This is a genomic window from Streptomyces sp. NPDC031274 (assembly GCF_055570235.1).
In genome coordinates this window covers 184470-208773 of the sequence record NZ_JBVIHP010000018.1, presented here as the reverse complement: position 1 = coordinate 208773, position 24304 = coordinate 184470, and the positions used below count along the sequence as shown (strand labels likewise).

Below are 24304 nucleotides of genomic sequence, written 5' to 3'. Positions count from 1 at the left end.
AGGCGGGCGTACGTTGGGCCCGCTGCGACCGTCGCCCTAGCGGGCGGCGATCAATGCGCGAGCCGAATTACTCGGCACCGCCCTGCTCGGCCTGCTTGGCACGAAGCGCCTCCGCGGTGCGGACGAACTTCGACGGCAGCGCCTGGAAGAGCTGCGCAGTCTGCGTCTGCTTGCCCTTCAGCGCGCCGGCCAGCTTGCTGAGCAGAACCTCGCGGGACTCGAGGTCCGCGAGCTTCTTGAACTCATCGGCGGACAGCGCCTTACCGTCAAGGACACCGCCCTTGATGATGAGGTTGGGGTTGTCCTTGGCGAAGTCACGAAGACCCTTCGCCGACACCACCGGGTCACCGGTGACGAAGGCAACCGCTGTCGGACCCGTGAACAGGTCGTCCAGCGTGTCGATCCCGGCGTCGTTGGCCGCGATCTTGGTCAGCGTGTTCTTCACCACGGCGTACTCGGAGTTCTCACCGAGGGAACGGCGCAGCTGCTTGAGCTGGGCCACGGTGAGACCCCGGTACTCGGTCAGCACGGCGGCGTTCGAGCTGCGGAACTTGTCCGTGAGCTCGGCTACCGCGGCAGCCTTGTCGGGCGTCGGCATAGAGCGTCAGCCTCCTTCCGGGTGATGAGGACCGCTCAAAAGGGGCTGACAAAACAAAACGCCCCGGCGCAGGCGCCGGGGCATGAGCTCGACCTGACGGAATCCCGTCCGGGAGCACTCACTTCCACAGTCACCTACGCGGGTCGTCCGCAGTTTCAGCGGATCCTTCGGCCACCGCGTCCTCGTACGAGCACACGGCAACGACCAGCGGTCTTTGGCTTCTTTGGAAGAGTACGCGAACGGGTTCGCGTCAGGCAAATCGGCTCAGAGTCGCTGTCAGATTCCTGTCAGAGGCCGCTCAGAAGCCGCTGTCGGCACCGGCGCCGGAGCCGCCCTTGCCGAGCTCCTTGAACATCTCCATCAGGTCGAAGGTCTTCCCGGCGGGCGGAGCGGTCACCTTGGCCGCGGCGCCGTAGTCGGAGAACTTCTGGGACGTCTTCATCGTGCCCTCGGGGGACTTGATGTCGATGTCCATACGGACCGGGTAGTCGTCCTCGTTGACCCAGACCTCGGTGTCGTAGCCCTTGATGCCCAACTTCTCGATGTTCTTGAACAGCTCCTCGCGCTCGCTCTTGCTGAGCACGTCGCTGAGGCCCTTGTCCGTCTCCATCATTTCCTTGACGGTGAGCCGGCCCTTGTAACGCTGGGTCTCTACGCCGTCGACCTCGGCCGGGCCGACGTGCTTCAGATTCGGCGAGTCGAGGAGCATCGCGAGCTGCTGCGCCGGGTCCTGGTTCATGCTGTCCAGACCGCCGGTCAGCTGCTTGGCGAGCTTCTCGTCACCGGCCTGCTCGGCGATGGAGTTCAGGTCCATCTTCATCCACTGCTTGCCGTCCATGTCCTTGGCGGCCGCGGCCCCCATGTCCATGTACATGACGTTGTCGGACCAGAGCATCCGGACCTTCTCCGGAGTCTCGGGGCCGCCCTCCGTGAGCGCGGAACCAGTCATCGTCATATCCATGACGGTCGGGTCCCAGCCCATGACACCGGACATCTTCATGTCGCCGCTCGCGCCGGCTGTCGACTTCGGCGCGGTCATCGTCATCTCGACCTTGGCCGACTTGGCCTTCGCGGTCTTCTCGTACGCCGCCGTGATGACCTCGGTCACCTTCGAACGGGACTGGGTCTCCCCCGAACCCGCCCCGTTCGCCTTGCCGTCCTTGTCCGAGCCTCCACAGGCCACCGCACCCGTACACAGCAGCGCGGTGGCGAGCACGGCGCCCGCCATCCTCTTACGTCCCTTGTCTCCACGCACGTAAACAGCAGTCATGACCCCACCCCTAGGAACACATGATCGACACAATTAGGTCTGGCGAGACTACCTGACGGCCAGGTCAGGCCTGTGGCTGCTGCTTCATGAGGTCCTTGAAGCCCACGGTGTCCCCGGCCGGGGGCTTCTCGGTGGAGACCGGTGTGCCGTAGTCGCTGTAGTAGACCGTCTGCGAGAAGGAACCGGTCTTCATGGCGGCCTTCTCGGTCTTCTTGACCAGCAGGTCGTCGCCGTTGACCCAGATGTCGATCTTCTCGGTGCTCATTCCGGCCTGCTTGAACTGCTTCTTCAGCTCGGCCATCTGCCCGGCGTCGAGGTCCGTGCTCTTGCCGGTGAGGTCCGCGACGTCGACGGTTCCCGCGTAGTGGGTCGCCTTCGTGCCCCGGACGCTCTCCTCGCCCACGCGCTTCACGTCGCCGGACGCGAGGAGCATCTTCACCGACTGGTTGGGCGTGGTGTTCTGCATCTGGTCCTTGAAGGCTTCGCCCGCGGCGCCGCCCATCTCGGCCAGCGTGGCGTAGTCGTACTCGATCCAGTGCTTGCCGCCGGACTGGGAGGCGAACTTGTCGCCCATGTTGGCGTAGTACGCGTCGGGCAGGTAGCGGTAGTCGATCGTGGACTGGCCGAGCTGTTCCATCTGGTCGGCGGCGGCGCCATCGGTGAGGGTCGCCGTCACCTCGCCGGTCACGCCGTCCTTCCAGCCCATGACGCCCTTCATGTCCATCGACATCTGGGTGCCCATGACCGTCTTGCCCTCGACCTTGGCCGAGTCGGCGTTGTCGGTCTTGTCCTGGATGGTGCGCAGGGCGGCTATCGGACTGAGGGCGTCGGTGCCGTTCTTCTCGCTCTTCCCGTCGCCGTCTCCGCCAGAGGAGCCACAGGCCGCGACCCCGGTCAGCGCCGCGGCCACCGCGATCGAAAGGCCCGCACGTCGCATGGTCGTGCTGTTCATGACATCCCACCCCTTGCACTCGTGTGAATTTTGCACGCTAGCGCAGTGCCCTGACAGCTATGAGGACATGCACGGATACGAGGACGGGCCCCGCACCTCGAAAGGTTGCGGGGCCCGTCATCAGAAACGCGTACGCGACGCGACTGCCGTCAGATTCAGACGGCGGCCGGGTCCTCCTCGGTGAGGAGGTTGCGGGTGCGGTTGCTGTCCAGCGGAATGCCGGGGCCCATCGTGGTGGCCAGCGCGGCCTTCTTGATGTAGCGACCCTTGGCGGCCGACGGCTTCAGACGGAGGATCTCCTCCAGCGCGGCGGCGTAGTTCTCCACCAGCTTGGTCTCGTCGAAGGAGACCTTGCCGATGATGAAGTGCAGGTTCGAGTGCTTGTCGACGCGGAACTCGATCTTGCCGCCCTTGATGTCGTTGACAGCCTTCACGACGTCGGGGGTCACGGTGCCGGTCTTCGGGTTCGGCATCAGACCACGCGGACCGAGCACGCGGCCGAGGCGGCCGACCTTGCCCATGAGGTCCGGGGTGGCGACGACGGCGTCGAAGTCCAGGCGACCCTTGGCGACCTCGTCGATGAGCTCGTCGGCGCCGACGATGTCGGCCCCAGCGGCTTCCGCGGCCGCAGCACGGTCACCGGTCGCGAAGACCAGGACCCGGGCGGTCTTGCCGGTGCCGTGCGGGAGGTTCACGGTGCCACGGACCATCTGGTCGGCCTTGCGCGGGTCGACACCCAGGCGGAAGGCGACCTCGACGGTGCCGTCGAACTTGGTCGCGGAGGTCTCCTTGGCGAGACGGACGGCCTCGAGCGGGGCGTAGAGCTTGTCCCGGTCGATCTTGGCGTCCGCAGCGCGGAGAGTCTTGCTGCGCTTCACTTCTGCTCCTGTGCGGTTACATCATGCGGCTCTGCCGCGTGACAGGTGTGGAGTCGTGGTGTGGACCAGCGCTTGGCCCTACCACTGAGAAAGGTCAGACGGGGAAAGCTCTTAACCCTCGACCGTGATGCCCATGGAACGGGCGGTGCCGGCGATGATCTTCGACGCGGCGTCCAGGTCGTTGGCGTTGAGGTCTTCCATCTTGGTGGTGGCGATCTCGCGGACCTGCGCCTCAGTGATCTTGGCGACCTTGGTCTTGTGCGGCTCGCCGGAGCCCTTCTCGACACCCGCGGCCTTGAGGATCATCTTGGCGGCCGGCGGAGTCTTGGTCACGAAGGTGAAGGAGCGGTCTTCGTAGACCGTGATCTCCACCGGGATGACCCAGCCACGCTGCGACTCGGTCGCGGCGTTGTAGGCCTTGCAGAACTCCATGATGTTGACGCCGTGCTGGCCCAGCGCGGGGCCGACCGGCGGGGCCGGGTTGGCTGCGCCGGCCTGGATCTGGAGCTTGATAAGCCCCGTGACCTTCTTCTTCTTGGGAGGCATTGCTCTCTCCGGGTCCTAGTGAGAGTTTCCAGCCACCATCCAGTCATCCGGATGGAGGCATACCGCACCACGATAACGGGTATAGCAGCGCGGCCAAAAACCGAGCAGGTCAGACAGGCTTTGAGAGCCCGTCTGACCTGGTCGGAGGCGTGTGTTCCAGAGGAGGCCGCTAGGGCTAGTTCTTCTGGATCTGGTCGAAGCTGAGCTCGACCGGGGTCTCGCGGCCAAAGATCTCGACGAGACCCTTGACCTTCTTCGAGTCGGCGTTGATCTCGTTGATCGTCGCCTGCAGCGTCGCGAACGGGCCGTCGGTGACGGTGACCGAGTCGCCGACCTCGAAGTCCAGAACCTGGACCTCGACCTTGCGGGACGGAGCCGGCTTGCCCTCGGCCTCGGCGGCCTCGCGGGCTGCCTTCTCCTCGGCCTCGGGGGCGAGCATCTTGACGATCTCGTCCAGGGTCAGCGGGTACGGGTCGTAGGCGTTGCCCACGAAGCCGGTGACGCCGGGGGTGTTGCGGACGACGCCCCAGGACTCGTTCGTCAGGTCCATGCGCACCAGGACGTATCCGGGGAGCTTGTTCTGACGGATGGTCTTGCGCTCGCCGTTCTTGATCTGCGCGACCTCTTCCTGCGGCACCTCGGCCTGGAAGATGAAGTCCTCGACGTTCAGCGAGACGGCACGCTGCTCGAGGTTGGTCTTCACGCGGTTCTCGTAACCGGCGTACGTGTGGATGACGTACCACTCGCCGGGGAGGGTGCGGAGCTCTTCGCGCAGGGCCACGATCGGGTCGACCGGCTCGGCCTCCTCCTCGTCCTCCGCGGACTCGGACTCGGCAGCCTCTTCGGCCTCGTCATCGGCGGCGGCCTCGTCGCCAGCCTCGGCGTCCTCGGCGTCCTCGGCGGACTCGGCGACGGCCTCGTCGGACTCGGCCACGGGCTCGACGTGCAGGGCCGACTCTTCGGCGGGTACGCCCGCGGCGGCGTCAGCAGCTTCGGCCTGGTCCGGGTCCTCGGCGTCCGCCGCCTCGACGATGTCGAGCTTGTCCTCCACGGACTCCGCCGACTCGATGGCGTCGTTCAGGTTCGGGTCAGACACGGTGGCTGCTTCTTCCTGGATACAGAGGGGTGGAACGCGCGAAACGGGCGCCGGGTACGGCGCCCTTCGCTCTCGGCTGTGCCATCGGCTCAGCCGAAGACGTACTTGACGGCCTGGTTGAACCCATAGTCAATCACGGTCACGAGGCCGATCATGATGACGACGAAGACAATCACCACGGTGGTGTACGTCGTGAGCTGACTGCGAGTCGGCCAGACGACCTTGCGGAGTTCCGCGACGATCTGGCGGTAGAAGAGCGCGAGACGGCCGAAGGGGCCCTTCTTGCCGCGCTTGCCGCCCTTGCGGGCCTTCTTCTTGGACTCCGGCGCCTCGTCCTGGGCATCAGGCATGTCGATGGAGCCCACGGCGTCCGTCACTCGTCCTCACCTGATTCCGGGTCGTGGCCGTGCCGCGCCCGGTATGAGCCGCACGGCGGTGCAATGCAGTACGTACATGCGCACACATCCGAGAGGAGTGTGTAGCAGGGCCGGAGGGACTTGAACCCCCAACCGCTGGTTTTGGAGACCAGTGCTCTACCAATTGAGCTACGACCCTTTGATTTCCCCCAACCTACCGCATCCGCCCGAGTGCACTGAGTGCGATGAGTGGGTGCGGCCGGTGAAGGCCAACGAGCAGTGAGTGTACGTGCTCTGAGGCCCTCCGTCGAACAGAATCAGATCCGGTGGCCCGTCGGCAAACACCGAAACCTGTGTGCCCGGGGTGTTTCGGGTCTGGAACGATGGGGTGATGAGCGCTTCCACTTCTCCCACCGAGCGCCGGGTGTCCGCCCGCATCGGCGCGATCTCCGAGTCCGCGACCCTCGCCGTCGACGCCAAGGCGAAGGCCCTCAAGGCCGCCGGGCGGCCGGTGATCGGGTTCGGCGCGGGTGAGCCCGACTTCCCGACGCCCGACTACATCGTCGAAGCCGCCGTCGAAGCCTGCAAGAACCCGAAGTACCACCGCTACACCCCGGCCGGCGGGCTCCCCGAGCTCAAGGCCGCGATCGCCGCGAAGACGCTGCGCGACTCCGGGTACGAGGTCGACTCCTCGCAGGTCCTGGTGACGAACGGCGGCAAGCAGGCCATCTACCAGGCGTTCGCCGCGATCCTCGACCCGGGCGACGAGGTCATCGTCCCGGCTCCCTACTGGACGACGTACCCGGAGTCGATCCGTCTCGCGGGCGGCGTGCCGGTCGAGGTCGTCGCCGACGAGACCACGGGCTACCGCGTCTCGGTGGAGCAGTTGGAGGCCGCTCGCACGGAGCGTACGAAGGTCGTCCTCTTCGTGTCGCCGTCCAACCCGACGGGTGCCGTCTACAGCGAGGCCGACGCCGAGGCGATCGGCCGCTGGGCCGTCGAGCACGGCCTGTGGGTGCTCACCGACGAGATCTACGAACACCTCGTCTACGGAGACGCGAAGTTCACCTCGCTCCCGGCGATCCTGCCCGAGCTGCGCGACAAGTGCATCGTGGTCAACGGCGTGGCCAAGACGTATGCGATGACCGGCTGGCGCGTGGGGTGGATCGTCGGCCCGAAGGACGTGGTGAAGGCCGCGACGAACCTCCAGTCGCACGCCACGTCGAACGTCTCCAACGTCGCGCAGGTCGCGGCCATCGCGGCCGTCTCCGGCGACCTGGCCGCCGTCGACAAGATGCGCGAGGCCTTCGACCGGCGCCGCAGGACCATCGTGCGGATGCTGAACGACATCGACGGCGTGCTCTGCCCCGAGCCCGAGGGTGCCTTCTACGCCTACCCCTCCGTGAAGGGCCTCATCGGCAAGGAGATCCGGGGCAAGCGCCCGCAGGACTCCGTGGAGCTCGCCGCGCTGATCCTCGAGGAGGCCGAGGTCGCGGTCGTTCCTGGCGAGGCCTTCGGGACGCCGGGCTACCTGCGTCTTTCGTACGCCCTGGGTGACGAGGACCTCGTCGAGGGCGTGTCGCGGCTCCAGAAGCTGCTCGCCGAGGCCCGCGACTGACGGTCACGCCCCTTTTCGGCAGGCCCACGCGCGCGTGCGGGCCGTCTCCCCTCTTCGGGGAGGCGGCCCGTTTCTTCGTTCGGAGATGTGCACGAAGGGGAAAGTGGCTTCCGGGACGCCACATCCGTACGGCAAGATCCTCGAATGGAGCGTGTACGTGACGTAAGAGAGCTGCCGAAGGCCCATCTGCATCTGCACTTCACCGGGTCGATGCGGCCCACGACCCTGCTGGAACTCGCCGACAAATACGGGGTGCGGCTGCCCCCGGCGCTGACCGGCGGTGAGCCTCCGCAGCTGCGGGCGACCGATGAGCGCGGATGGTTCCGCTTCCAGCGGCTCTACGACATGGCGCGGTCCTGTCTGCGGGAGCCCGAGGACATCCAGCGCCTGGTGCGGGAGGCCGCGGAGGAGGATCTGCGGGACGGGTCGGGATGGCTGGAGATCCAGGTCGACCCGACGTCGTACGCCCCTCGGCTCGGCGGGCTCATTCCGGCCCTGGAAATCATCCTGGACGCCGTCGAGAGCGCCTCGCGGGACACCGGCCTGGGAATGCGCGTGCTCGTCGCCGCGAACCGCATGAAGCACCCTCTGGACGCGCGCACGCTGGCCCGGCTCGCCGTGCGGTACGCCGATCACGGCATCGTCGGCTTCGGCCTCTCCAACGACGAACGCCGGGGATTCGCACGGGACTTCGACCGGGCCTTCGCGATCGCACGGGACGGCGGCCTGCTCGCGGCGCCGCACGGCGGTGAGCTCAGCGGGCCCTCCTCGGTGCGGGACTGCCTGGACGACCTGCACGCGGGGCGGATCGGGCACGGGGTGCGGGCGGCCGAGGACCCGCGGCTCCTGAAGCGGCTCGCGGAGCGGGGCGTGACCTGCGAGGTGTGCCCGGCGTCCAACGTGGCGCTCGGCGTCTACGAGAAGCCCGAGGACGTGCCGCTGCGGACCTTGTACGACGCCGGGGTGCCGATGGCGCTCGGGGCCGACGACCCGCTGCTCTTCGGGTCACGGCTCGCCGCGCAGTACGAGATCGCGCGCAAGCACCACGCCTTCGACGACAGCGATCTGGCCGAGCTGGCCCGGCAGTCGGTGCGCGGCTCGGCCGCCCCGGTCGACATACAGGTGAAGCTGCTGTCCGGGATCGAGGAGTGGCTCAGCGGCTGATGCCCGCGAGGAGGGTGCGGGCGAGGGCGGCGGCGAACTCGTCGACGGGCTGCGGGGGTTGCTTGCCGACCGTGGAGTCGTAGGCGAAGGCACGCTGGGCACAGGCGCCCAGGAGCAGCGAGGCGGCCGCGAACGTGTCGGCTCCGGGGGCGATCCGGCCGGCGTCGCGTTCGGCGCGGAGGTAGGCGTCGAGGGCCTCGATGGGCACGTGCGGGCCCGTACCCATCTCCTGCATGGAGTCTTCGTGACGGCGCTTGAGCTTGGTCTCGGCGTAGAGGGACGCGGCGATCGGGAAGCTCTGGGCGTAGAAGTGGCTGGCCAGGCGGGCGATCTCGGCGAGGTTCTCCTCCACGGGCCGCTCCCCCGGGTCCTCGGCGAGACGGCGCAGAAGCGGGCCCAGGCGCGGCAGCCGCTCCTGGAGGACGCCCACGAACAGCTCTTCCTTGCTCGCGAAGTGCTTGTAGAGGGCCGCTTCGGAGCAGCCCGCCGCCTTGGCGATCTCCTTGGTGGTGGCACGGGCGAGGCCGATGGTGAGCATGAGGTCGTGCGCCGCGTCGAGGATGCGGGCCCGGGTGGGCTTCTGCTGCGTGTGCCGTTGCTGCATGTGCCGTCCAACCAAGCTTGACGAATGGGTGAGTGAGTACTCACCCTAGGGGTGAGTGAATACTTACCCACCCTGGGGAGGATGCGCCATGAGGCTCACGGTGTTCGGTGCGACCGGCGGTGTCGGCGGGGAGATCGTCCGGCAGGCGCTCGCCGCGGGTCACGAGGTCACGGCCGTCGTGCGTGACCCCTCACGGCTGAGCGCGACAGCCGCGACGGGAGGGAGCCTTGAGGTGTTCCGGGCCGACCTGACCGAACCGGAGGCCCTGCGGGCCGCGGTGGCCGGACGGGACGCGGTCCTCTCTGGCCTCGGGGCACGCAAGAAGGCGGACGTGGGGATCGCGTCCGAGCTCACGCGGTCCGTGGTGCGCGCGATGGAGGCCGAGGGGGTGCGCAGGCTGGTGGTGGTGAGCGCGGCGCCGGTCGGCCCTCCGGCCGAGCGCCGGCCGGTGGTCGACCGGATCGTGGGGTCCCTGGTCAGCGCGATCCTGAAGCCCGTGTACGACGATCTGCGGGCCATGGAGGCCGACCTGGCGGGCAGCGCGACGGACTGGACGTCCGTGCGCCCGCCGAGGCTCCAGGACAAGCCAGTGACGGGCAGCTATCGGAAGGTCGTCGGGGGCACGCCGGTCAGCGGGCGGTTCATCGGGAGGGCCGATGTGGCGCACGCGATGCTGGCGTCGCTCGACGACCTGTCGACGGTGAAGCAGGGCGTGGGCGTCGCCTACTAGCCGCCTCCTGGAGGCGGCCCCTGGAGGTTCCCCCTCTGGAAGGTGCCCCTCTGGAGGTGCCTCTAGAGGCTGACGCCCACCGTCACCGGCTCGTTGACCAGCGTGACCCCGAAGGCGTCCTGCACTCCGGCGACGACCTCACGGGCGAGGGCGAGCAGGTCCTCCGTGGTCGCGCCGCCGCGGTTGGTGAGGGCGAGGGTGTGCTTGGTGGAGATGCGCGCCCGGCCCTCTCCGTAGCCCTTGGTGAAGCCCGCCTTGTCGATGAGCCAGGCGGCGGAGGTCTTCACACGGCCGTCGTCCGTCGGGAAGGCGGGGGGTGCCACGTCCGGGCCCAGACGGTCCGCCACGCGCGCGTGGAAGGCGGCGAACTCGTCCTGCGTGAGGATCGGGTTGGTGAAGAAGGACCCGGCCGACCAGCTGTCGTGGTCCTCGGGGTCGAGCACCATGCCCTTGCCCGCGCGCAGCTTCAGTACGGTCTCGCGGGCGACGGCCGCCGGGACGCGCTCACCGGCCTCGACGCCAAGGGTGCGGGCCGTCTCCGGGTACTTGAGGGGGGCGCTCATCCCTTGGGCGTCCTCAAGCACGAAGCGGACGCGCAGCACCACGAAGCGGTCGGCATCGGCCTTGAAACGGCTGTGGCGGTACGAGAAGTCGCACTCGGCGTTCGTGACGGTGACCGTCTCGTGCGTCTTCCTGTCGTACGCGATCACTTCGGTGATGGTCGACGAGACCTCCTGGCCGTACGCCCCCACGTTCTGGATCGGCGTCGCACCCGCGGAGCCGGGGATCCCGGCGAGGCACTCGATGCCCGCCAGGCCGGCCTCCACGACACGGGCCACCGCGTCGGTCCACACTTCACCGGCTGCCAGTTCGAGCTTCGTACCGTCGAGTTCGAAGCCCTTCGTGGCGATGCGCAGAGCGGTGCCGTCGAACCCCTTGTCGCCGATGACGAGGTTCGAGCCGCCTCCGATGAGAAGCAGCGGGGTCCCGGAGTCGTCGGCTTCGCGGACGGCGGCGATCACCTCGGCGTCGGTCGTCGCGGTGATCAGACGGGCCGCGGGACCGCCGAGCCGGAAGGTGGTCAGCGGGGCGAGGGGAGCATCGTGGAGTTCCTGCACGTGCTCAAGAGTACGGTCCGGGGGGGGGGGGGTGGGGGGGGGGGGGGGGCGGTGTGGGGTTCCTGCAAGGTGCCAGAGGCCCGTTTCCTTCTCCCTTCTTTTTGGCGGCCCCCACGGACCGTGGGGTGAGACGGGTGGAGCCGGTTCTGGGGGCGGACGGAGCCGGTTCGGGGGTGGGGCGGGCGGAGCCGGTTCAGACTCCGGCCGGCGTGCGCGCCTCGGCCACGGCCGGTGCGGCGTCGACCGGCTTCTCGGTCGCCGTCCGCCCCGGGAGCAGCGCGGCCGACACCGCGCCGATGCCGACCACCCCGGCGCCGACCCACAGCGCCGGCCCGAGGCCGTCCACGAAGTGCTGGGCGGGCCCGTAGCCGCCCTGGGCGGAGAAGACCGAGGCGAGGATCGCGATGCCGAGGGCGCCGCCGACCTCCCGCAGGGCGTTGTTGGCGCCGGACGCGATGCCCTGCTCGGACGGGCGGACGCTGGACATCACCAGGTTCGCGGCGGGGGCGAAGTACAGCGCCATGCCGATCCCGCTGATGATCAGGGCGGGCAGCTGGGCGGCGTACGACACATCGGGCTCCACGATGGCCGCGAACCAGGCGAGGCCGACGGCCTGGAGCGCGAGGCCCGCGGTCACGACGGGGCGGCCGCCGATCCGGTCCGACAGATAGCCCGCGATGGGGGCGACGATCATCGGCATACCGGTCCAGGGGAGCATCCGCAGGCCCGCCTCTGTGGGCGAGTAGCCGATGACGTTCTGCAGGAACTGGCTGAGCAGGAAGATCGAGCCGAACATTCCTACGAACATCAGCAGGCTCGCGGCGTTGATCGCGGAGAAGGCGCGGCTACGGAAGAGCCGCATCGGCAGCATCGGGTTCTTGCTGTTGATGCCGTGGTGGACGAAACCGCCGAGCAGCGCGGCGCCCGCGATCAGGCCGGTGAGGACGGGAGCGCTGGTCCAGCCGTCGATGTTGCCGCGGATAAGGCCGTAGACGATCCCGAAGAGCCCGCCGCTGGCCAGCAGCGTTCCGGCGATGTCGAGCGGTGCCCCCGTGCCGTAGGACTCGGAGAGGCGCAGGCGGGCCAGCGGGAGCAGAGCGACGCCGAGCGGGACGTTCAGCCAGAAGATCCACTGCCAGGACACGTGTTCGGTGAGGCTGCCTCCGATGAGCGGACCACTGGCGACCGCGAGACCGTTGACGGCGCCCCAGATCCCGTACACCATCCCGCGCTTGGCCACCGGGACGGCCGCCGTCAGGAGGGTCAGCGTCAGCGGCATCATGATCGCGGCACCGACGCCCTGGACCGCACGGGCGGCGATCAGCGCCTCGATGCCGGGCGCGAGGGCCGCGGCCGCGGAGGCTCCGGTGAAGATGGTGAGGCCGGTGATGAAGAGCTTGCGGCGCCCGAAGCGGTCGCCCAGGGCCGCGCCGAACATCAGCAGCACGGCGAAGGTGAGGGTGTAGGCGCTCACCGTCCATTCGAGGTCGTGCAGCGCTCCCCCGAAGTCCTCACGGATGGCGGGCAGGGCCGTGGTGACGACGAGGTTGTCCAGGGCCGCCATGAATCCGGCGACGCTGGTGATGGCGAGGGCCCAGGCCGCTTGCCCGCGCCGTGCTGTCTGCAGTGACATCGCTTCCCCTATGGTTAGTTATTGATGACTAACTTTCGTGGGCGCAAAAGTACGCACCCTCCTGACCTGCACGGATCAACTCGGCTCAGTGCAGCTCAGCTCAGCCGTACTGAGCTGAGCTGAGCTTGACTCGGCCCAGTGCAGCCCGGCCCGGCTCGACCCCGCTCAGCTCGATCCTCGATCCGGCTCAGCTCTTGCGCTGCGCCGAGTCGTAAAGACCGGCCCACACCCGATGGTCGGGCCGGAACCCCATCGACACCAGGACATTGATCAGCATCCCGCACGCGAGGAACTGCGTCGTCTCGTCGACGTCCGCACCCAGCGCGAGGCGGGCCGTGTCGTACATCTCCATCCAACCGGCCCGCAACGCCTCGCCGAACTCCCGGTCACCGGACGCCTCCGCGGATGCCACGGCGACGTACATCTGCATCTGCATGAGCAGTATGTCCGGGTCGTCGGCGATGAGCGCCCGATAGGCCTCACCCATGGCGGGCAGGACTTCCTCCCCGTCGAGCCCCTCGGACGCCTTCCTGAAGACCTCGGTGACCTCCTGGCAGCAGCGCTTGGACGCGGCGAGGAAGATCGCCTCCTTCCCCGGGAAGAGGCGGAAGAGATACGGCTGCGAGACACCCACCCGTTTGGCGATCACCTCGGTGGACGTGCCGTTGAAGCCGCCGCGGGCGAATTCGATCATCGCCGCGCGGATGACGCTCTCGCGTCGCTCCTCTGCGCTCATCCTGACCATGAGATGAAGTTAGTGGCCAATCACTACCTAAGTCAAGAGGTCTTGGCGAGCAGACGCGAGGAGCGACAAGGGCGAGCAGAGGTAAGGGGCACCCACTGTGGGCGGGCGCCCCTTACCTCTTCATGTGCCGCGAAGGTCAGAGGCCAAAGGTCAGAGGCCAAAGGTCAGAGGTCAGAGGTCAGAGGTCAGAGGTCAGAGGTCAGGCGAGCTGGACCACGGCCCGGGACATGCCAAGGACCTTCTGGTCGCCGCTCTTCGCCACCAGGTCCACCCGGACCCGGTTGTCGTCGAGCTTCGCCGCGACCTTGGCGCTGACCTCGATCAGCGCGCCCTTGTCGTCGTTCGGGACCACGACGGGCTTGGTGAAGCGCACGCCGTACTCGACGACGGAGGCAGGGTCGCCCACCCAGTCCGTCACCACGCGGATCGCCTCGGCCATGGTGAACATGCCGTGCGCGATGACGTCGGGCAGGCCGACCTCGACCGCGAACTTCTCGTTCCAGTGGATCGGGTTGAAGTCACCGGAGGCGCCCGCGTACCGCACGAGGGTGGCGCGCGTCACGGGGAAGCTCTGGGGCGTCAGCTCGGTGCCGACCTCGACGCTGTCGTACGAAATCTTGGCGGTCATCGACTCAGGCTCCCTCTGCCGCGGGCTCCGCCGCACGCGCGACGAGCTTGGTCCAGGCGGTCACGACATGCTCGCCGGCCTCGTCGTGGACCTCGCCGCGGATGTCCAGGATGTCGTTGCCCGCCATCGACTTGATGGCCTCGATGGTCGAGGTGACCCTGAGCCGGTCCCCCGCACGCACCGGGCGGGTGTACGCGAACTTCTGGTCCCCGTGCACGACGCGGCTGTAGTCGAGCCCCAGCTGCGGGTCCTCGACGACCTGGCCCGCGGCCTTGAACGAGATGGAGAACACGAAAGTCGGCGGAGCGATCACATCGGGGTGCCCGAACGCCTTGGCGGCCTCCGCGTCGGTGTACGCGGGGTTGGCGTCGCCCACCGCCTCGGCGAACTCACGGATCTTCTCCCGGCCGACCTCATAGGGATCGGTGGGCGGGTAGGACCGCCCCACGAAGGACTGGTCGAGCGCCATGGACTCGGTACCTCCTGCAGGTATGGGTGAACAACGACGCGAGGCCGCCCCCGAAAACGGGGACGGCCTCGTGTACGAGCCTGTATCTAGCGCGTTTCGCGGTGCGCAGTGTGCGCGTTGCAGCGCGGGCAGTGCTTCTTCATCTCAAGACGGTCCGGGTCGTTACGCCGGTTCTTCTTGGTGATGTAGTTCCGCTCCTTGCACTCCACGCAGGCCAGCGTGATCTTCGGGCGGACGTCTGTGGCAGCCACGTGAGTGCTCCTTGACGGACGGATGGACGGATGAACGCAAAAAAATAGTAGCCGATCGAAGGTCCGACCCCACAATCGGCTACCAATTCAGTAGCGGTGACCGGACTTGAACCGGTGACACAGCGATTATGAGCCGCTTGCTCTACCGACTGAGCTACACCGCTGCGATGCCGGATCCCCCCGTCCGAAAACGAGGATCAACCAACATCAGAGCCCCAATGCGGAATCGAACCGCAGACCTTCTCCTTACCATGGAGACGCTCTACCGACTGAGCTATTGGGGCGAGCGATGAAGACATTACACGGTCGGCCGCCGATCGCCCAAATCCGTTTCGCCGGGGCTGTCCAGGGGCATCGCGACAGGCGTCCCGGCCGCCTCACCACGTCACTTCAGCGCCTCACGCCAGGCCGGTTCGGGCCCTCTGACGACGCCGGTTCGGACCCACTGACCACGCCGGTACGGGCCCTCGAACCGCTCCTCTTCGGAGCCCCGGGCCGCGGTCCTCCGTATCCCCGCGCCACGGTTCTCAGTGGCCCCGCGCCACGGTTCTCAGCGGCCTCTCAGCGGCCCCGCACCACGCCTCTCAGGAGCCCGCGCATCGCTTCTCCGGAGCCCCGCGCAACGCTTCTTTGTAGACCCGCACCACGCCGGTACGACTATTTCGCTCCTCCTCGAAGAGGGCCGGTCGTCGCCATAGGCTCGATCCACGTTGCGTGATCTTGGACGTCGTGTCCCCGGACGCCTCCGCCCGGCCGACGCCACACCCCGCAGCCGCCCCCGAACCTCAGGAGCGCGATGCCCGACAGCCAGCCGCAGCCCCACTCCTCCGGCCCTTCCGGCTCCTCGGGCTCCTCCGGCTCTTCCGGTTCCTCGGGTGATGACGCCGACGCCACCGCCCTGCTCCTCTGCGGCGCCCGGCTGACCGACGGCCGGACCGTGGACGTGCGGCTCGGCTCCGGGCGCATCGAGGCGGTCGGCACGGCGGGGAGCCTGACCGCGCAGTCCGCGCGACAGTCCGCGCGCGTGGACCTCGGCGGCTACCTCCTGCTCCCGGCCGCGGCCGAACCGCACGCGCACAGCGACACGGCCCTTTCCGCGGACGCGGAGGGCCCGGTCTCGTACGAACTCGCCGACGTCCAGCGCCGGACCACCGAGGCCGCCCTGCTGCAGCTGGGGCACGGCGCTACGGCGCTGCGCTCGCACGTGCGGATCGGTGACGTGCCCGGGCTCACGTCGATGGAGGCGGTGCTGCAGGCGCGGCGCTCGCTGCGTGGCCTGGTCGACCTGACGGCCGTTGCCGTGCCGCGGCTGCTGACCGGGGTGGCCGGTACCGACGGGCTCGCGATGCTGCGGGACGCGGTGAAAATGGGCGCCTCCGTAGTGGGCGGTTGCCCCGATCTCGACCCCGATCCGACCGGGTACGTGGAGGCGGTGCTCGAGGTCGCCGCCGAGCACGGCTGCCCCGTCGACCTGCACACGGACGCCAGCGATTCGGCGCGGCTCGGGCGGCTCGCGGCGATGGCGGGCGGGCTGCGGCCCGGGGTGACGATCGGTCCGTGCGGCGGGCTCGGACGGCTTCCGTCGGACGTCGCCGCCCGGACGGCGGAACAGCTGGCGGCGGCCGGCGTGACGGTGGTGTGCCTGCCGCAGGGCGGGTGCGGAAGCGTGGAGCGGCGGGGCACTGTGGCTCCGGTCCGGCTGCTTCGGGCGGCCGGGGTACGGATCGCCGCGGGCAGCGGGGCCATGCGGGACGTGTCGAACCCCGTGGGGCGCGGGGATCCGCTGGAGGCCGCCTATCTGCTGGCCTCGCGGTGCGGGCTGCGTCCCGATGACGCGTACGGCGCCGTGAGCACGGCGGCGCGGGCCGCGCTGGGGCTGCCCCAGGTGCGGGTGGAGGCGGGCTTCCCCGCCGAGCTGCTCGCGGTGCGCGGCGACCATCTCGCGGGGGCGCTCTCGCTCGCGTACAGCCGCATCGTGGTGCACCGGGGGCGCGTGGTGGCACGGACGAGCGCGGTGCGGGAGTACTGCGATTCGGCAGCCGCCGTGGCCCTCGACCTGCCGCGCCAGGGCCGCTCGAAGGGAGCGGGCCCGGGACGGCCGAAGGGCGCGGAACCGTCCTGAGGGCGGCGGCAGCGTCCTGAGGGCGGGTGACGCTTCCAGCCGTGCTCCCGCGTGCGCGGGGCGATCATGCGGGAGCTGTCGTACGGTCGGAGACATGCGCATTGTCATCGCTGGAGGTCATGGTCAGATCGCGCTGCGGCTCGAGCGGTTGCTCGCCGCGCGGGGTGACGAGGTCGTAGGACTCGTCCGCAGTGCCGGACAGGAAGGCGATCTGCGGGCAGCGGGTGCCGAAGCGGCGCTGTGCGACCTGGAGTCGGCATCCGTCGACGAGGTCGCCGGGCTTCTGGAGGGCGCCGACGCGGCCGTCTTCGCGGCGGGCGCGGGGCCGGGCAGCGGGGCCGACCGCAAGAACACCGTGGACCGCGACGCCGCCGTGCTCTTCGCCGACGCGGCCGAGCGCGCGGGCGTGCGGCGCTACGTCGTCGTGTCGTCGATGGGCGCCGACCCCGCGCACGAGGGCGACGAGATCTTCGACGCCTATCTGCGGGCCAAGGGCGAGGCCGACGCGTCCGTACGCGGCCGCGGGGCCCTGGACTGGACGATCCTGCGCCCCGGGATGCTGACGGACGACGCGGGCACCGGTCTCGTACGCCTGGAGGTGTCGACCGGGCGCGGGCCGATCCCGCGGGACGACGTGGCCGCGGTGCTCGCGGAGCTCGTCGATTCGTCGGCGACGGCGGGTCTGACGCTGGAGCTGATCAGCGGTTCGACGCCGGTGTCCGTGGCGGTCAAGTCCGTGGCGGGCAACTGACGCCCGCTCTGGACGGGAACTGAACTTCCGCACGCCGAAGTCGGATTGCGAAGTCGGTCTCCTGAGGGATGTCCCGCGCGCGTGGCGGTGCTTGTCTTGAGCTGCCGCCTACGTGAGGAACGTCATGCCCGCTTCCGATGTGCCCGCCGCGCGCGAGGCTCTCGTGCGGCAGATGTACGCCGTCTTCAGTACCGAAGCGCGCGACGCGTTCATCCCCCGCTCCCTGGCACCGGACGTGGACTGGCCGAATCTCCTGGACAACACGCGCGCCCGCGGCATCCCGGCGGTCCGCGCCTACTGGGCTCGGCAGTTCGCGGTGATGCATCCGCTGGTGCACCTGGAGCGGCTGCGGCTCGACGACGACGGGCGGCGCGTCGTGGCGACCGTGCGGCCCGGGCTGCGGGACGAGGCGGGTGATCACTGGGCACCGACGACGGTCGAGCACGTCTACACGTTCCGGGACGACGGCTTGGTGAGCCGGATGGACATAAGGAATCCGTAGTCCCACCCGTGCCCCACGCATGCCCCACGCGTGTGCCCCGTGCGGGCCCCACAGGAGCCCTGGGAGCCCTGGGAGCGCCTCAGAACAGCGGGAGCTGGCCGGGGAAGTCCGGGACCACGTAACCGTCCAGGGCGGGCTGTGCGGCGCCCAGCAGGGCCTGCCTGCGCGAACCCGGACAGGAGACGAGATCACCGCTGCCGCGCTGCCCAGGCGGATCATGGCGCGCGAACCGACCCCCGACGACGGCGATTTCACGGCGGCACTCGGGACAGTTCCTGCGGCGCGAGGCCGTGGATGACGCTGACAACATGGCCTCAGCGTACGAAAAGACCCCCTCCGACTCGCGTTTCCGCAAGATCGGAGAGGGTCTCCTTCGTGTGGCGGCGCCAGGATTCGAACCTGGGAAGGCTGAGCCGGCAGATTTACAGTCTGCTCCCTTTGGCCGCTCGGGCACACCGCCTGGGTCGCTGCCTGGAATCGACCGTTTGGTGCGGGCGCTCCGTGGCAACGACGTAAACGATACCTGATGCACAGGGGTGCTTCGCCACCCGATTGATCAGTACCCGGCGCGGGTGCGGTGGCTAGGCTTTGCGGATGCGGCCAGGGACCGAAGGCCGTGCACCAGCTGAGTACGCAGACCCCGATACAAGGAGCCACAGGACATGGCCGACTCCAGTTTCGACATCGTCTCGAAGGTCGAGCGGCAGGAGGTCGACAACGCCCTCAACCAGGCCGCCAAGGAGATCTCGCAGCGCTACGACTTCAAGGGCACGGGTGCCTCGATCGCCTGGTCCGGCGAGAAGATCCTGATGGAGGCGAACGGCGAGGAGCGGGTCAAGGCGATCCTCGACATCTTCCAGTCCAAGCTGATCAAGCGAGGTATCTCGCTGAAGTCGCTGGACGCGGGTGAGCCGCAGTTGTCCGGCAAGGAGTACAAGATCTTCGCCTCGATCGAAGAGGGCATCTCCCAGGAGAATGCGAAGAAGGTCGCCAAGCTCATCCGCGATGAGGGCCCGAAGGGCGTCAAGGCGCAGGTCCAGGGCGACGAGCTGCGCGTCAGCTCGAAGAGCCGCGACGACCTGCAGGCCGTACAGGCGCTGGTCAAGGGGCAGGACTTCGACTTCGACGTGCAGTTCGCCAACTACCGGTAGTCGCCGGTGGGCGGTGGGCGGTAGTCCGTAGTCGCCAGTTAGTACTGGTGTTTCTCGTCGTACGACGCCGGAGGGCGGGCACCCGAGTCGGGTGCCCGCCCTTGCTGCTGGCCGCAGATCGTGGGATTGGTGCCTGGAGCGGCGCGCGTGGCCTCAGCGGCGTGAGTGGCCGAAGAAGATGCGGTAGACGACGAGCAGGGCGAGTGAGCCGCCGATGGCCGCCACCCAGGTCGGGCCGTCGTAGAAGTCGTTGGTTATCGGGCGGTCGAGATAGCGGGCGGAGTACCAGCCGCCGATGAAGGCGCCCGCGATGCCGATGAGGGTCGTGCCGATGAAGCCACCCGGGTCGCGGCCTGGCAGCAGAACCTTGGCGATGGCACCGGCGAGCAGCCCCAGAACGATCCAGCTGATGATGCCCATGCGGTGAACCTGCCCCTCTCTGTGCTGTCCTCCTGAAGGACGTCACGGGGGCGGGGCGCGGTTGCGGTGATCAGTCGGATGCGGTGTACGACACACGGGTGCGATGCCGTGGCATCGCACCCGGTACGCGCGCTAGCGCGCCGCGAACGGCTGGTCCGTGCGGACGATTTCGCGGCCGAGCGGCATCAACGACACCGGGATCAGCTTGAAGTTGGCGACGCCCAGCGGGATTCCGATGATCGTGACGCAGAGAAGAAAGCCGGTGACGACGTGGCCGATCGCGAGCCACCAGCCCGCGAGGATCAGCCACAGGACGTTGCCGACGCAGGACGCCGCGCCCGCGTCGCGGCGCTCAACTGTCGTGTAGCCGAAGGGCCACAGGGCATAGCGGCCTATCCGGAAGCTGGCGAGACCGAACGGGATGCCGATGATCGTGATGCACAGGAGCACCCCCGCCAGGAGGTAGGCGAGGAACATCCAGAAGCCGCACAGGACGAGCCATATGACGTTGAGGATTGTCTTCACTGGTGGCGACCTGCCATCTGCTCGAGCCGGGCAATGCGCTCCGCCATCGGCGGATGCGTGGAGAACATCTTGGACATGCCCTGCCCCGGACGGAAAGGGTTCGCAATCATCATGTGACTTGCCGTCTCGATGCGTGGCTCGGGCGGCAGCGGCAGCTGCTTCGTGCCCGCGTCGAGCTTACGCAGGGCGCTCGCGAGGGCCAGAGGGTCCCCCGTGAGCTGCGCGCCCGAAGCGTCGGCCTCGTACTCCCTGGAGCGGCTGATCGCGAGTTGGATGACGGAGGCGGCCAGCGGGCCGAGGAGCATGATCAGGAGCATGCCGAAGATGCCGGGGCCGTCGTTGTCGTTCGACCTGCCGACAGGGATCAGCCAGGCGAAGTTGACCAGGAACATGATCACCGAGGCGAGTGCGCCCGCGACCGACGAGATCAGGATGTCGCGGTTGTAGACATGGCTGAGCTCGTGGCCGATGACGCCCCGCAGCTCGCGCTCGTCCAGGAGGCGCAGGATGCCGTCGGTGCAGCACACCGCCGCGTTGCGCGGATTGCGGCCCGTCGCGAACGCGTTCGGCGCCTCGGTGGGCGAGATGTAGAGGCGGGGCATGGGCTGGCGGGCCTGGGTGGAGAGCTCGCGGACCATGCGGTACAGCGCGGGGGCCTCGAATTCGCTCACCGGGCGCGCGCGCATGGCACGCAGGGCGAGCTTGTCGCTGTTCCAGTACGCGTACGCATTGGTGCCGAGCGCCACGAAAAGCGCGACGATCAAGCCCGTACGCCCGAAGAAACTGCCGATGACGAGAATGAGAGCGGACAGTCCCCCGAGGAGTACGGCGGTCTTCAGCCCGTTGGTCCGTCGGTGCACGGTACGCCCTCCTGTGGTGCGTGGGGGAACCCTCTGTCTACTGGTGCTTCCACTCTTCAGTGGACCCTCCCGTACTGGTCAACGCCAGGCGGCAGGCACTAGTTCCCTTGTGCGCACAGGAGCGGTGCAGGCGCGATATGGGCCGCTCGGGTGATGGCCGAGCGGCCCTCGCGGAGCCGGGGCCGCGTCAGAAGAGGCCGGTGTCGGAGAACCTCAGAACGAGTTGCGGCGCTCCGGAGAGGGCGATGCCGAGGACCGCGGTCAGGGCGATGGCCGCCGTCAGGGGAGCCGGGACGCGATGCTTTACCGGCTCGCCCTCGGGGGCGCGGAACAGCAGCGCGGTCCACTGGAGGTAGTAGAAGAGCGCGATGACCACGTTCACGGCCATCACCACGGCGAGCCAGCCCAGGCCCGCGTCGACCGCCGCCGAGAAGACGGTGACCTTCGCGAAGAGGCCGATGATGCCCGGCGGCAGGCCCGCGAGGCAGAGCAGGAAGAAGCCGAGCACCAGGGCCGCGAGGGGGCTCCTCGCGTACAGGCCCCGGTAGTCGCTGACGCGGTTCAGGCGCTGGGTCCGGCCGACGAGGGCGGCGACGGCGAAGGCTCCGAGGTTCACGGCCGCGTACATGAGGGCGTACGCGACGGTGGAGCCGACGGCCTTCTCGGCCTCCGCGGGGTTGTCGGCGTATCCGGCGGCGGCGATCGGCACGAGGAGGTATCCCGCCTGGCCGACCGAGGACCAGGCGAGCAGGCGTACCGCGCTGTACGCGCGCGTGGCCTGCTGGCGCAGCGCCGCCACGTTGCCCGCGGTCATGGTGAGGGCGGCGAGCACGGCGAGCGCCGGGCCCCACACGTCCGCGTACGAGGGGAAGGCGACGACGGTGACGAGGATCAGGCCGGTGAAGCCGACCGCCTTGCCTACTACGGAGAGATAGGCGGCGACCGGCAGCGGCGCGCCCACGTAGGTGTCGGGCACCCAGAAGTGGAAGGGCACGGCGGCCACCTTGAAGGCGAAGCCGACGAGGGTGAGGGCGACGCCGGCCTGGGCGAGCGTGTCCAGCTGCCCGTCGACGTGCCGGAGCTCGTCGGCGATCTCGGTGAGGTGCAGGGTGCCGGTCGCGGCGTACACGAAGCTGACGCCCATCAGCGTCACGGCGGTCGCGGTGACGGAGGAGAGGAAGAACTTCAGGGCCGCCTCGGAAGAACGCTTGTCGCCGTGCCTGAGGCCGACGAGGGCGAAGGCGGGCAGCGAGGCGACTTCGAGTGCGACGACGAGGGTCGCGAGGTCACGCGAGGCGGGCAGCAGCGCGGCACCCGCGGCGGAGGAGAGCAGCAGGAACCAGAACTCCCCTTCGGGGAGTTCCTTCTCCGTGCCGTTCGCGTCCTTGAGCGCGCTCATCGAGAGCAGTGCGGCCAGCAAGGCGCCGCCGAGTACGAGCAGTTGGATGACGAGCGTGAAGCGGTCCGCGGTGTAGCTACAAGCGTTCGCGGCGCCGGTCAGGCAGAACGTCGAGCGGTCGTCGTTCAGGAGCGGCAGCAGGGAGAGTGCGGCCACGGCGAGACCTGCCACGGAGATCCAGCCGAGCAGCGCCTTCTTCTTGTCGCCCACGAAGAGGTCGGCGACGAGCACGAGGAGACCGACGACCGCCGCGACGGTGGGCGGAGCGATCGCGAGCCAGTCGACGGACTGGACGACACTGGCGGCGCTTTCGACGGCCACGGTCACGACTTGCCTCCTGAGAGGAGCTGCTGCACGGCCGGGTCGGTGAGGCCGAGCAGAGCGGCGGGCCAGAGTCCGGCGAGGACGGTGAGGGCGACGAGCGGGGTCCAGGCGGCGAACTCATAGCCCTGGACGTCGGCGAGCGCCGGGGAATCGGTCTTGGCGGCGCCCTGGGACATCGGGCCCATGCAGACGCGGCGTACGACGATGAGCATGTACGCGGCGGTGAGCAGGGTGCCGAAGGCGGCGATCGCCATGAAGGTGAGGAAGGCCGGGCGGCTGAGGTCGTCGGCGGGCTTGAACGCGCCGAACAGGGCGAGCATCTCGCCCCAGAACCCGGCGAGGCCCGGCAGACCGAGCGAGGCGACGGCGCCGAAGGCCAGGAGACCGCCGAGGCGGGGGGCCTTGCCGTAGAGCGCGGCGCCCGATTCCTGCGCGAGGGTGTCGAGGTCGCTGGTACCGGTGCGGTCCTTCAGCGCGCCGACGAGGAAGAACAGCAGGCCGGTGATGAGGCCGTGCGCGATGTTGGCGAACAGCGCGCCGTTCACACCGGTCGGGCTCATCGTCGAGATGCCGAGGAGCACGAAACCCATGTGCCCCACGGACGAGTACGCGATGAGGCGCTTGAGGTCGCCCTTCGCACCCTGCTTGGCGAGGGCGAGGCAGGCGAGCGAACCGTAGATGATCCCGACGACCGCGAAGGCCGCGAGGTACGGCGCGAAGGTGTGCATGCCGTCGGGCGCGATCGGCAGCAGGATCCTGACGAAACCGTACGTTCCCATCTTCAGCAGCACACCGGCCAGCAGGACCGAGCCGACGGTGGGCGCGGCGGTGTGCGCGTCCGGCAGCCAGCTGTGCAGCGGCCACATCGGCGTCTTGACCGCGAGCCCGATCCCGATCGCCAGAACGGCGATGACCTGCACGGACGTGGTCAGGCCCCGGCCGTTGTCAGTGGCGAGTGCCACCATGTCGAATGTGCCTGACTTGAGGCCGATGAGGAGGAGGCCGAGCAGCATCACGACGGAGCCGAGCAGCGTGTAGAGGATGAACTTCCAAGCCGCTTGGGTGCGTTGGGCGCCGCCCCAGCGTGCGATGAGGAAGTACATCGGGATGAGGACCATCTCGAACGCCAGGAAGAACAGCAGCAGGTCGAGGACGGCGAAGGTCGCGAGGGTGCCGGACTCGAGCACGAGGATCAGTGCCACAAATGCCTTGGGAGACGGGCCCGACGGCATTTTGAAGTAGGAGTACAGCGCGCAGAGGAAGGTCAACAGCGCGGTCAGGACCAGGAGGGGGAGCGAGATGCCGTCGATGCCGAGGTGGATGCGCACGTCGAGTGCGGGGATCCAGCTGATATCGGTCGTGGCCTGCATCTTTGACGGGTGGTCATGGTCGAAGCCGAGCGCGAGGACGATCGCGGCGATGAGGATCGCGCCGGTCACGGTCACACCGTGGCGCAGCACGGCCTGGTCGGGTGACTTCCCCTTCAGCCCGGGCGGGGCCGGGAGCAGGGCGGCCACGGCGCCGATGAGCGGGCCGATGACGATCAATGCGAGAAGGAACTGCATCACGGATTCGCTGATATCGATCACGGCTG

General features: G+C 68.6%; 27 protein-coding genes and 4 tRNA genes. 7 read left to right on the top strand and 24 right to left on the bottom strand.

Translation table 11 applies throughout. The annotated features are described in order from the left end of the window. Positions 1–67: 67 nt before the first annotated feature. From rplJ to ACZ5CR_RS27730, 8 genes are all read right to left on the bottom strand, one after another. Positions 68–598, bottom strand: coding sequence for a 50S ribosomal protein L10 (gene rplJ, locus ACZ5CR_RS27765; protein WP_453536285.1), 531 nt, complete (start codon positions 596–598; stop codon positions 68–70). A 298-nt stretch (positions 599–896) separates the two neighbouring features. Further along, positions 897–1868 (bottom strand): SCO4651 family lipoprotein, encoded by a 972-nt coding sequence (locus ACZ5CR_RS27760; RefSeq protein ID WP_468862118.1) that lies wholly within the window; start codon positions 1866–1868, stop codon positions 897–899. A 64-nt stretch (positions 1869–1932) separates the two neighbouring features. Further along, positions 1933–2820 carry an SCO4651 family lipoprotein gene (locus tag ACZ5CR_RS27755; protein ID WP_468862116.1) on the bottom strand — a complete coding sequence of 296 codons (888 nt, stop codon included), beginning with the start codon at positions 2818–2820 and terminating at the stop codon, positions 1933–1935. Positions 2821–2975: 155 nt separating this feature from the next. Further along, positions 2976–3698: a 50S ribosomal protein L1 gene (gene rplA / locus ACZ5CR_RS27750; RefSeq protein WP_344522028.1), complete on the bottom strand. Its 723-nt coding sequence runs from the start codon at positions 3696–3698 to the stop codon at positions 2976–2978. Between the two features lie 111 nt (positions 3699–3809). Continuing rightward, positions 3810–4244 carry a 50S ribosomal protein L11 gene (gene rplK / locus ACZ5CR_RS27745; RefSeq protein WP_160506641.1) on the bottom strand — a complete coding sequence of 145 codons (435 nt, stop codon included), beginning with the start codon at positions 4242–4244 and terminating at the stop codon, positions 3810–3812. Between the two features lie 175 nt (positions 4245–4419). Then, complete coding sequence (nusG, locus tag ACZ5CR_RS27740) at positions 4420–5340, bottom strand: transcription termination/antitermination protein NusG (RefSeq protein ID WP_468862113.1); 921 nt, start codon at positions 5338–5340, stop codon at positions 4420–4422. An 89-nt stretch (positions 5341–5429) separates the two neighbouring features. Then, positions 5430–5717 carry a preprotein translocase subunit SecE gene (gene secE, locus ACZ5CR_RS27735; protein WP_190084400.1) on the bottom strand — a complete coding sequence of 96 codons (288 nt, stop codon included), beginning with the start codon at positions 5715–5717 and terminating at the stop codon, positions 5430–5432. A 105-nt stretch (positions 5718–5822) separates the two neighbouring features. Beyond that, positions 5823–5895 (bottom strand) — tRNA-Trp (locus ACZ5CR_RS27730). Between the two features lie 192 nt (positions 5896–6087). Between ACZ5CR_RS27730 and ACZ5CR_RS27725 the strand changes: the two genes are divergently transcribed. Next, positions 6088–7314: a pyridoxal phosphate-dependent aminotransferase gene (locus ACZ5CR_RS27725; RefSeq protein WP_468862112.1), complete on the top strand. Its 1227-nt coding sequence runs from the start codon at positions 6088–6090 to the stop codon at positions 7312–7314. A 144-nt stretch (positions 7315–7458) separates the two neighbouring features. Next, on the top strand, positions 7459–8478 hold the full coding sequence (locus ACZ5CR_RS27720) for an adenosine deaminase (RefSeq protein WP_468862110.1): 1020 nt from the start codon (positions 7459–7461) through the stop codon (positions 8476–8478). On the opposite strand, the gene ACZ5CR_RS27715 is transcribed toward ACZ5CR_RS27720, so the two are convergent. Next, positions 8468–9082, bottom strand: coding sequence for a TetR/AcrR family transcriptional regulator (locus tag ACZ5CR_RS27715; RefSeq protein WP_468862108.1), 615 nt, complete (start codon positions 9080–9082; stop codon positions 8468–8470). The genes ACZ5CR_RS27720 and ACZ5CR_RS27715 overlap by 11 nt on opposite strands. 88 nt (positions 9083–9170) lie before the next feature. Between ACZ5CR_RS27715 and ACZ5CR_RS27710 the strand changes: the two genes are divergently transcribed. Beyond that, positions 9171–9812, top strand: coding sequence for an NAD(P)-dependent oxidoreductase (locus ACZ5CR_RS27710; protein ID WP_468862105.1), 642 nt, complete (start codon positions 9171–9173; stop codon positions 9810–9812). A 62-nt stretch (positions 9813–9874) separates the two neighbouring features. On the opposite strand, the gene ACZ5CR_RS27705 is transcribed toward ACZ5CR_RS27710, so the two are convergent. From ACZ5CR_RS27705 to ACZ5CR_RS27670, 8 genes are all read right to left on the bottom strand, one after another. Then, a complete protein-coding gene (locus tag ACZ5CR_RS27705; RefSeq protein WP_468862103.1) occupies positions 9875–10930 on the bottom strand; it encodes a UDP-N-acetylmuramate dehydrogenase in 1056 nt (351 codons plus the stop codon). Between the two features lie 193 nt (positions 10931–11123). Continuing rightward, positions 11124–12563, bottom strand: a complete 1440-nt coding sequence (locus ACZ5CR_RS27700; protein ID WP_468862101.1) for a DHA2 family efflux MFS transporter permease subunit — start codon at positions 12561–12563, stop codon at positions 11124–11126. Between the two features lie 187 nt (positions 12564–12750). Beyond that, positions 12751–13308 (bottom strand): TetR/AcrR family transcriptional regulator, encoded by a 558-nt coding sequence (locus ACZ5CR_RS27695; RefSeq protein ID WP_468862100.1) that lies wholly within the window; start codon positions 13306–13308, stop codon positions 12751–12753. A gap of 199 nt (positions 13309–13507) precedes the next feature. Then, complete coding sequence (locus ACZ5CR_RS27690) at positions 13508–13936, bottom strand: MaoC family dehydratase (protein ID WP_468862098.1); 429 nt, start codon at positions 13934–13936, stop codon at positions 13508–13510. A gap of 4 nt (positions 13937–13940) precedes the next feature. Then, a complete protein-coding gene (locus ACZ5CR_RS27685) occupies positions 13941–14405 on the bottom strand; it encodes an FAS1-like dehydratase domain-containing protein (RefSeq protein WP_468862095.1) in 465 nt (154 codons plus the stop codon). Positions 14406–14491: 86 nt separating this feature from the next. Next, a complete protein-coding gene (gene rpmG, locus ACZ5CR_RS27680; protein ID WP_004571794.1) occupies positions 14492–14656 on the bottom strand; it encodes a 50S ribosomal protein L33 in 165 nt (54 codons plus the stop codon). Between the two features lie 91 nt (positions 14657–14747). After that, positions 14748–14820: transfer RNA gene (locus tag ACZ5CR_RS27675), tRNA-Met, on the bottom strand. A gap of 47 nt (positions 14821–14867) precedes the next feature. Continuing rightward, positions 14868–14940: transfer RNA gene (locus ACZ5CR_RS27670), tRNA-Thr, on the bottom strand. Between the two features lie 512 nt (positions 14941–15452). Here ACZ5CR_RS27670 and ACZ5CR_RS27665 point away from each other — a divergent pair. The 3 genes from ACZ5CR_RS27665 to ACZ5CR_RS27655 all read left to right on the top strand — a co-directional run bounded on the left by ACZ5CR_RS27665 (position 15453) and on the right by ACZ5CR_RS27655 (position 18031). Continuing rightward, positions 15453–16778 (top strand): amidohydrolase family protein, encoded by a 1326-nt coding sequence (locus tag ACZ5CR_RS27665; RefSeq protein ID WP_468862093.1) that lies wholly within the window; start codon positions 15453–15455, stop codon positions 16776–16778. Between the two features lie 94 nt (positions 16779–16872). Beyond that, positions 16873–17529 carry an SDR family oxidoreductase gene (locus ACZ5CR_RS27660; RefSeq protein ID WP_468862091.1) on the top strand — a complete coding sequence of 219 codons (657 nt, stop codon included), beginning with the start codon at positions 16873–16875 and terminating at the stop codon, positions 17527–17529. Between the two features lie 124 nt (positions 17530–17653). Next, positions 17654–18031, top strand: coding sequence for a nuclear transport factor 2 family protein (locus ACZ5CR_RS27655; RefSeq protein WP_468862088.1), 378 nt, complete (start codon positions 17654–17656; stop codon positions 18029–18031). Between the two features lie 79 nt (positions 18032–18110). On the opposite strand, the gene ACZ5CR_RS27650 is transcribed toward ACZ5CR_RS27655, so the two are convergent. Next, positions 18111–18341: a hypothetical protein gene (locus ACZ5CR_RS27650; RefSeq protein WP_468862086.1), complete on the bottom strand. Its 231-nt coding sequence runs from the start codon at positions 18339–18341 to the stop codon at positions 18111–18113. A gap of 68 nt (positions 18342–18409) precedes the next feature. Then, positions 18410–18491 (bottom strand) — tRNA-Tyr (locus tag ACZ5CR_RS27645). Between the two features lie 202 nt (positions 18492–18693). On the opposite strand from ACZ5CR_RS27645, the gene ACZ5CR_RS27640 reads away from it, so the two are divergent. Next, complete coding sequence (locus ACZ5CR_RS27640; protein ID WP_468862084.1) at positions 18694–19182, top strand: YajQ family cyclic di-GMP-binding protein; 489 nt, start codon at positions 18694–18696, stop codon at positions 19180–19182. 153 nt (positions 19183–19335) lie between these two features. On the opposite strand, the gene ACZ5CR_RS27635 is transcribed toward ACZ5CR_RS27640, so the two are convergent. The 5 genes from ACZ5CR_RS27635 to ACZ5CR_RS27615 form a co-directional block, all read right to left on the bottom strand. Continuing rightward, positions 19336–19602 carry a GlsB/YeaQ/YmgE family stress response membrane protein gene (locus tag ACZ5CR_RS27635; protein WP_468862082.1) on the bottom strand — a complete coding sequence of 89 codons (267 nt, stop codon included), beginning with the start codon at positions 19600–19602 and terminating at the stop codon, positions 19336–19338. Positions 19603–19734: 132 nt separating this feature from the next. After that, positions 19735–20127: a YccF domain-containing protein gene (locus ACZ5CR_RS27630; protein ID WP_389917017.1), complete on the bottom strand. Its 393-nt coding sequence runs from the start codon at positions 20125–20127 to the stop codon at positions 19735–19737. Further along, the gene (gene htpX / locus ACZ5CR_RS27625; RefSeq protein WP_383276987.1) at positions 20124–20987 is read right to left on the bottom strand and encodes a zinc metalloprotease HtpX; all 864 of its coding nucleotides are present in this window, start codon (positions 20985–20987) and stop codon (positions 20124–20126) included. The genes ACZ5CR_RS27630 and htpX overlap by 4 nt, the downstream gene beginning before the upstream one ends. 187 nt (positions 20988–21174) lie before the next feature. Continuing rightward, complete coding sequence (locus tag ACZ5CR_RS27620) at positions 21175–22713, bottom strand: NADH-quinone oxidoreductase subunit N (RefSeq protein WP_468862079.1); 1539 nt, start codon at positions 22711–22713, stop codon at positions 21175–21177. After that, positions 22710–24299 (bottom strand): NADH-quinone oxidoreductase subunit M, encoded by a 1590-nt coding sequence (locus tag ACZ5CR_RS27615; protein ID WP_468862078.1) that lies wholly within the window; start codon positions 24297–24299, stop codon positions 22710–22712. The genes ACZ5CR_RS27620 and ACZ5CR_RS27615 overlap by 4 nt, the downstream gene beginning before the upstream one ends. Positions 24300–24304 lie beyond the last annotated feature (5 nt).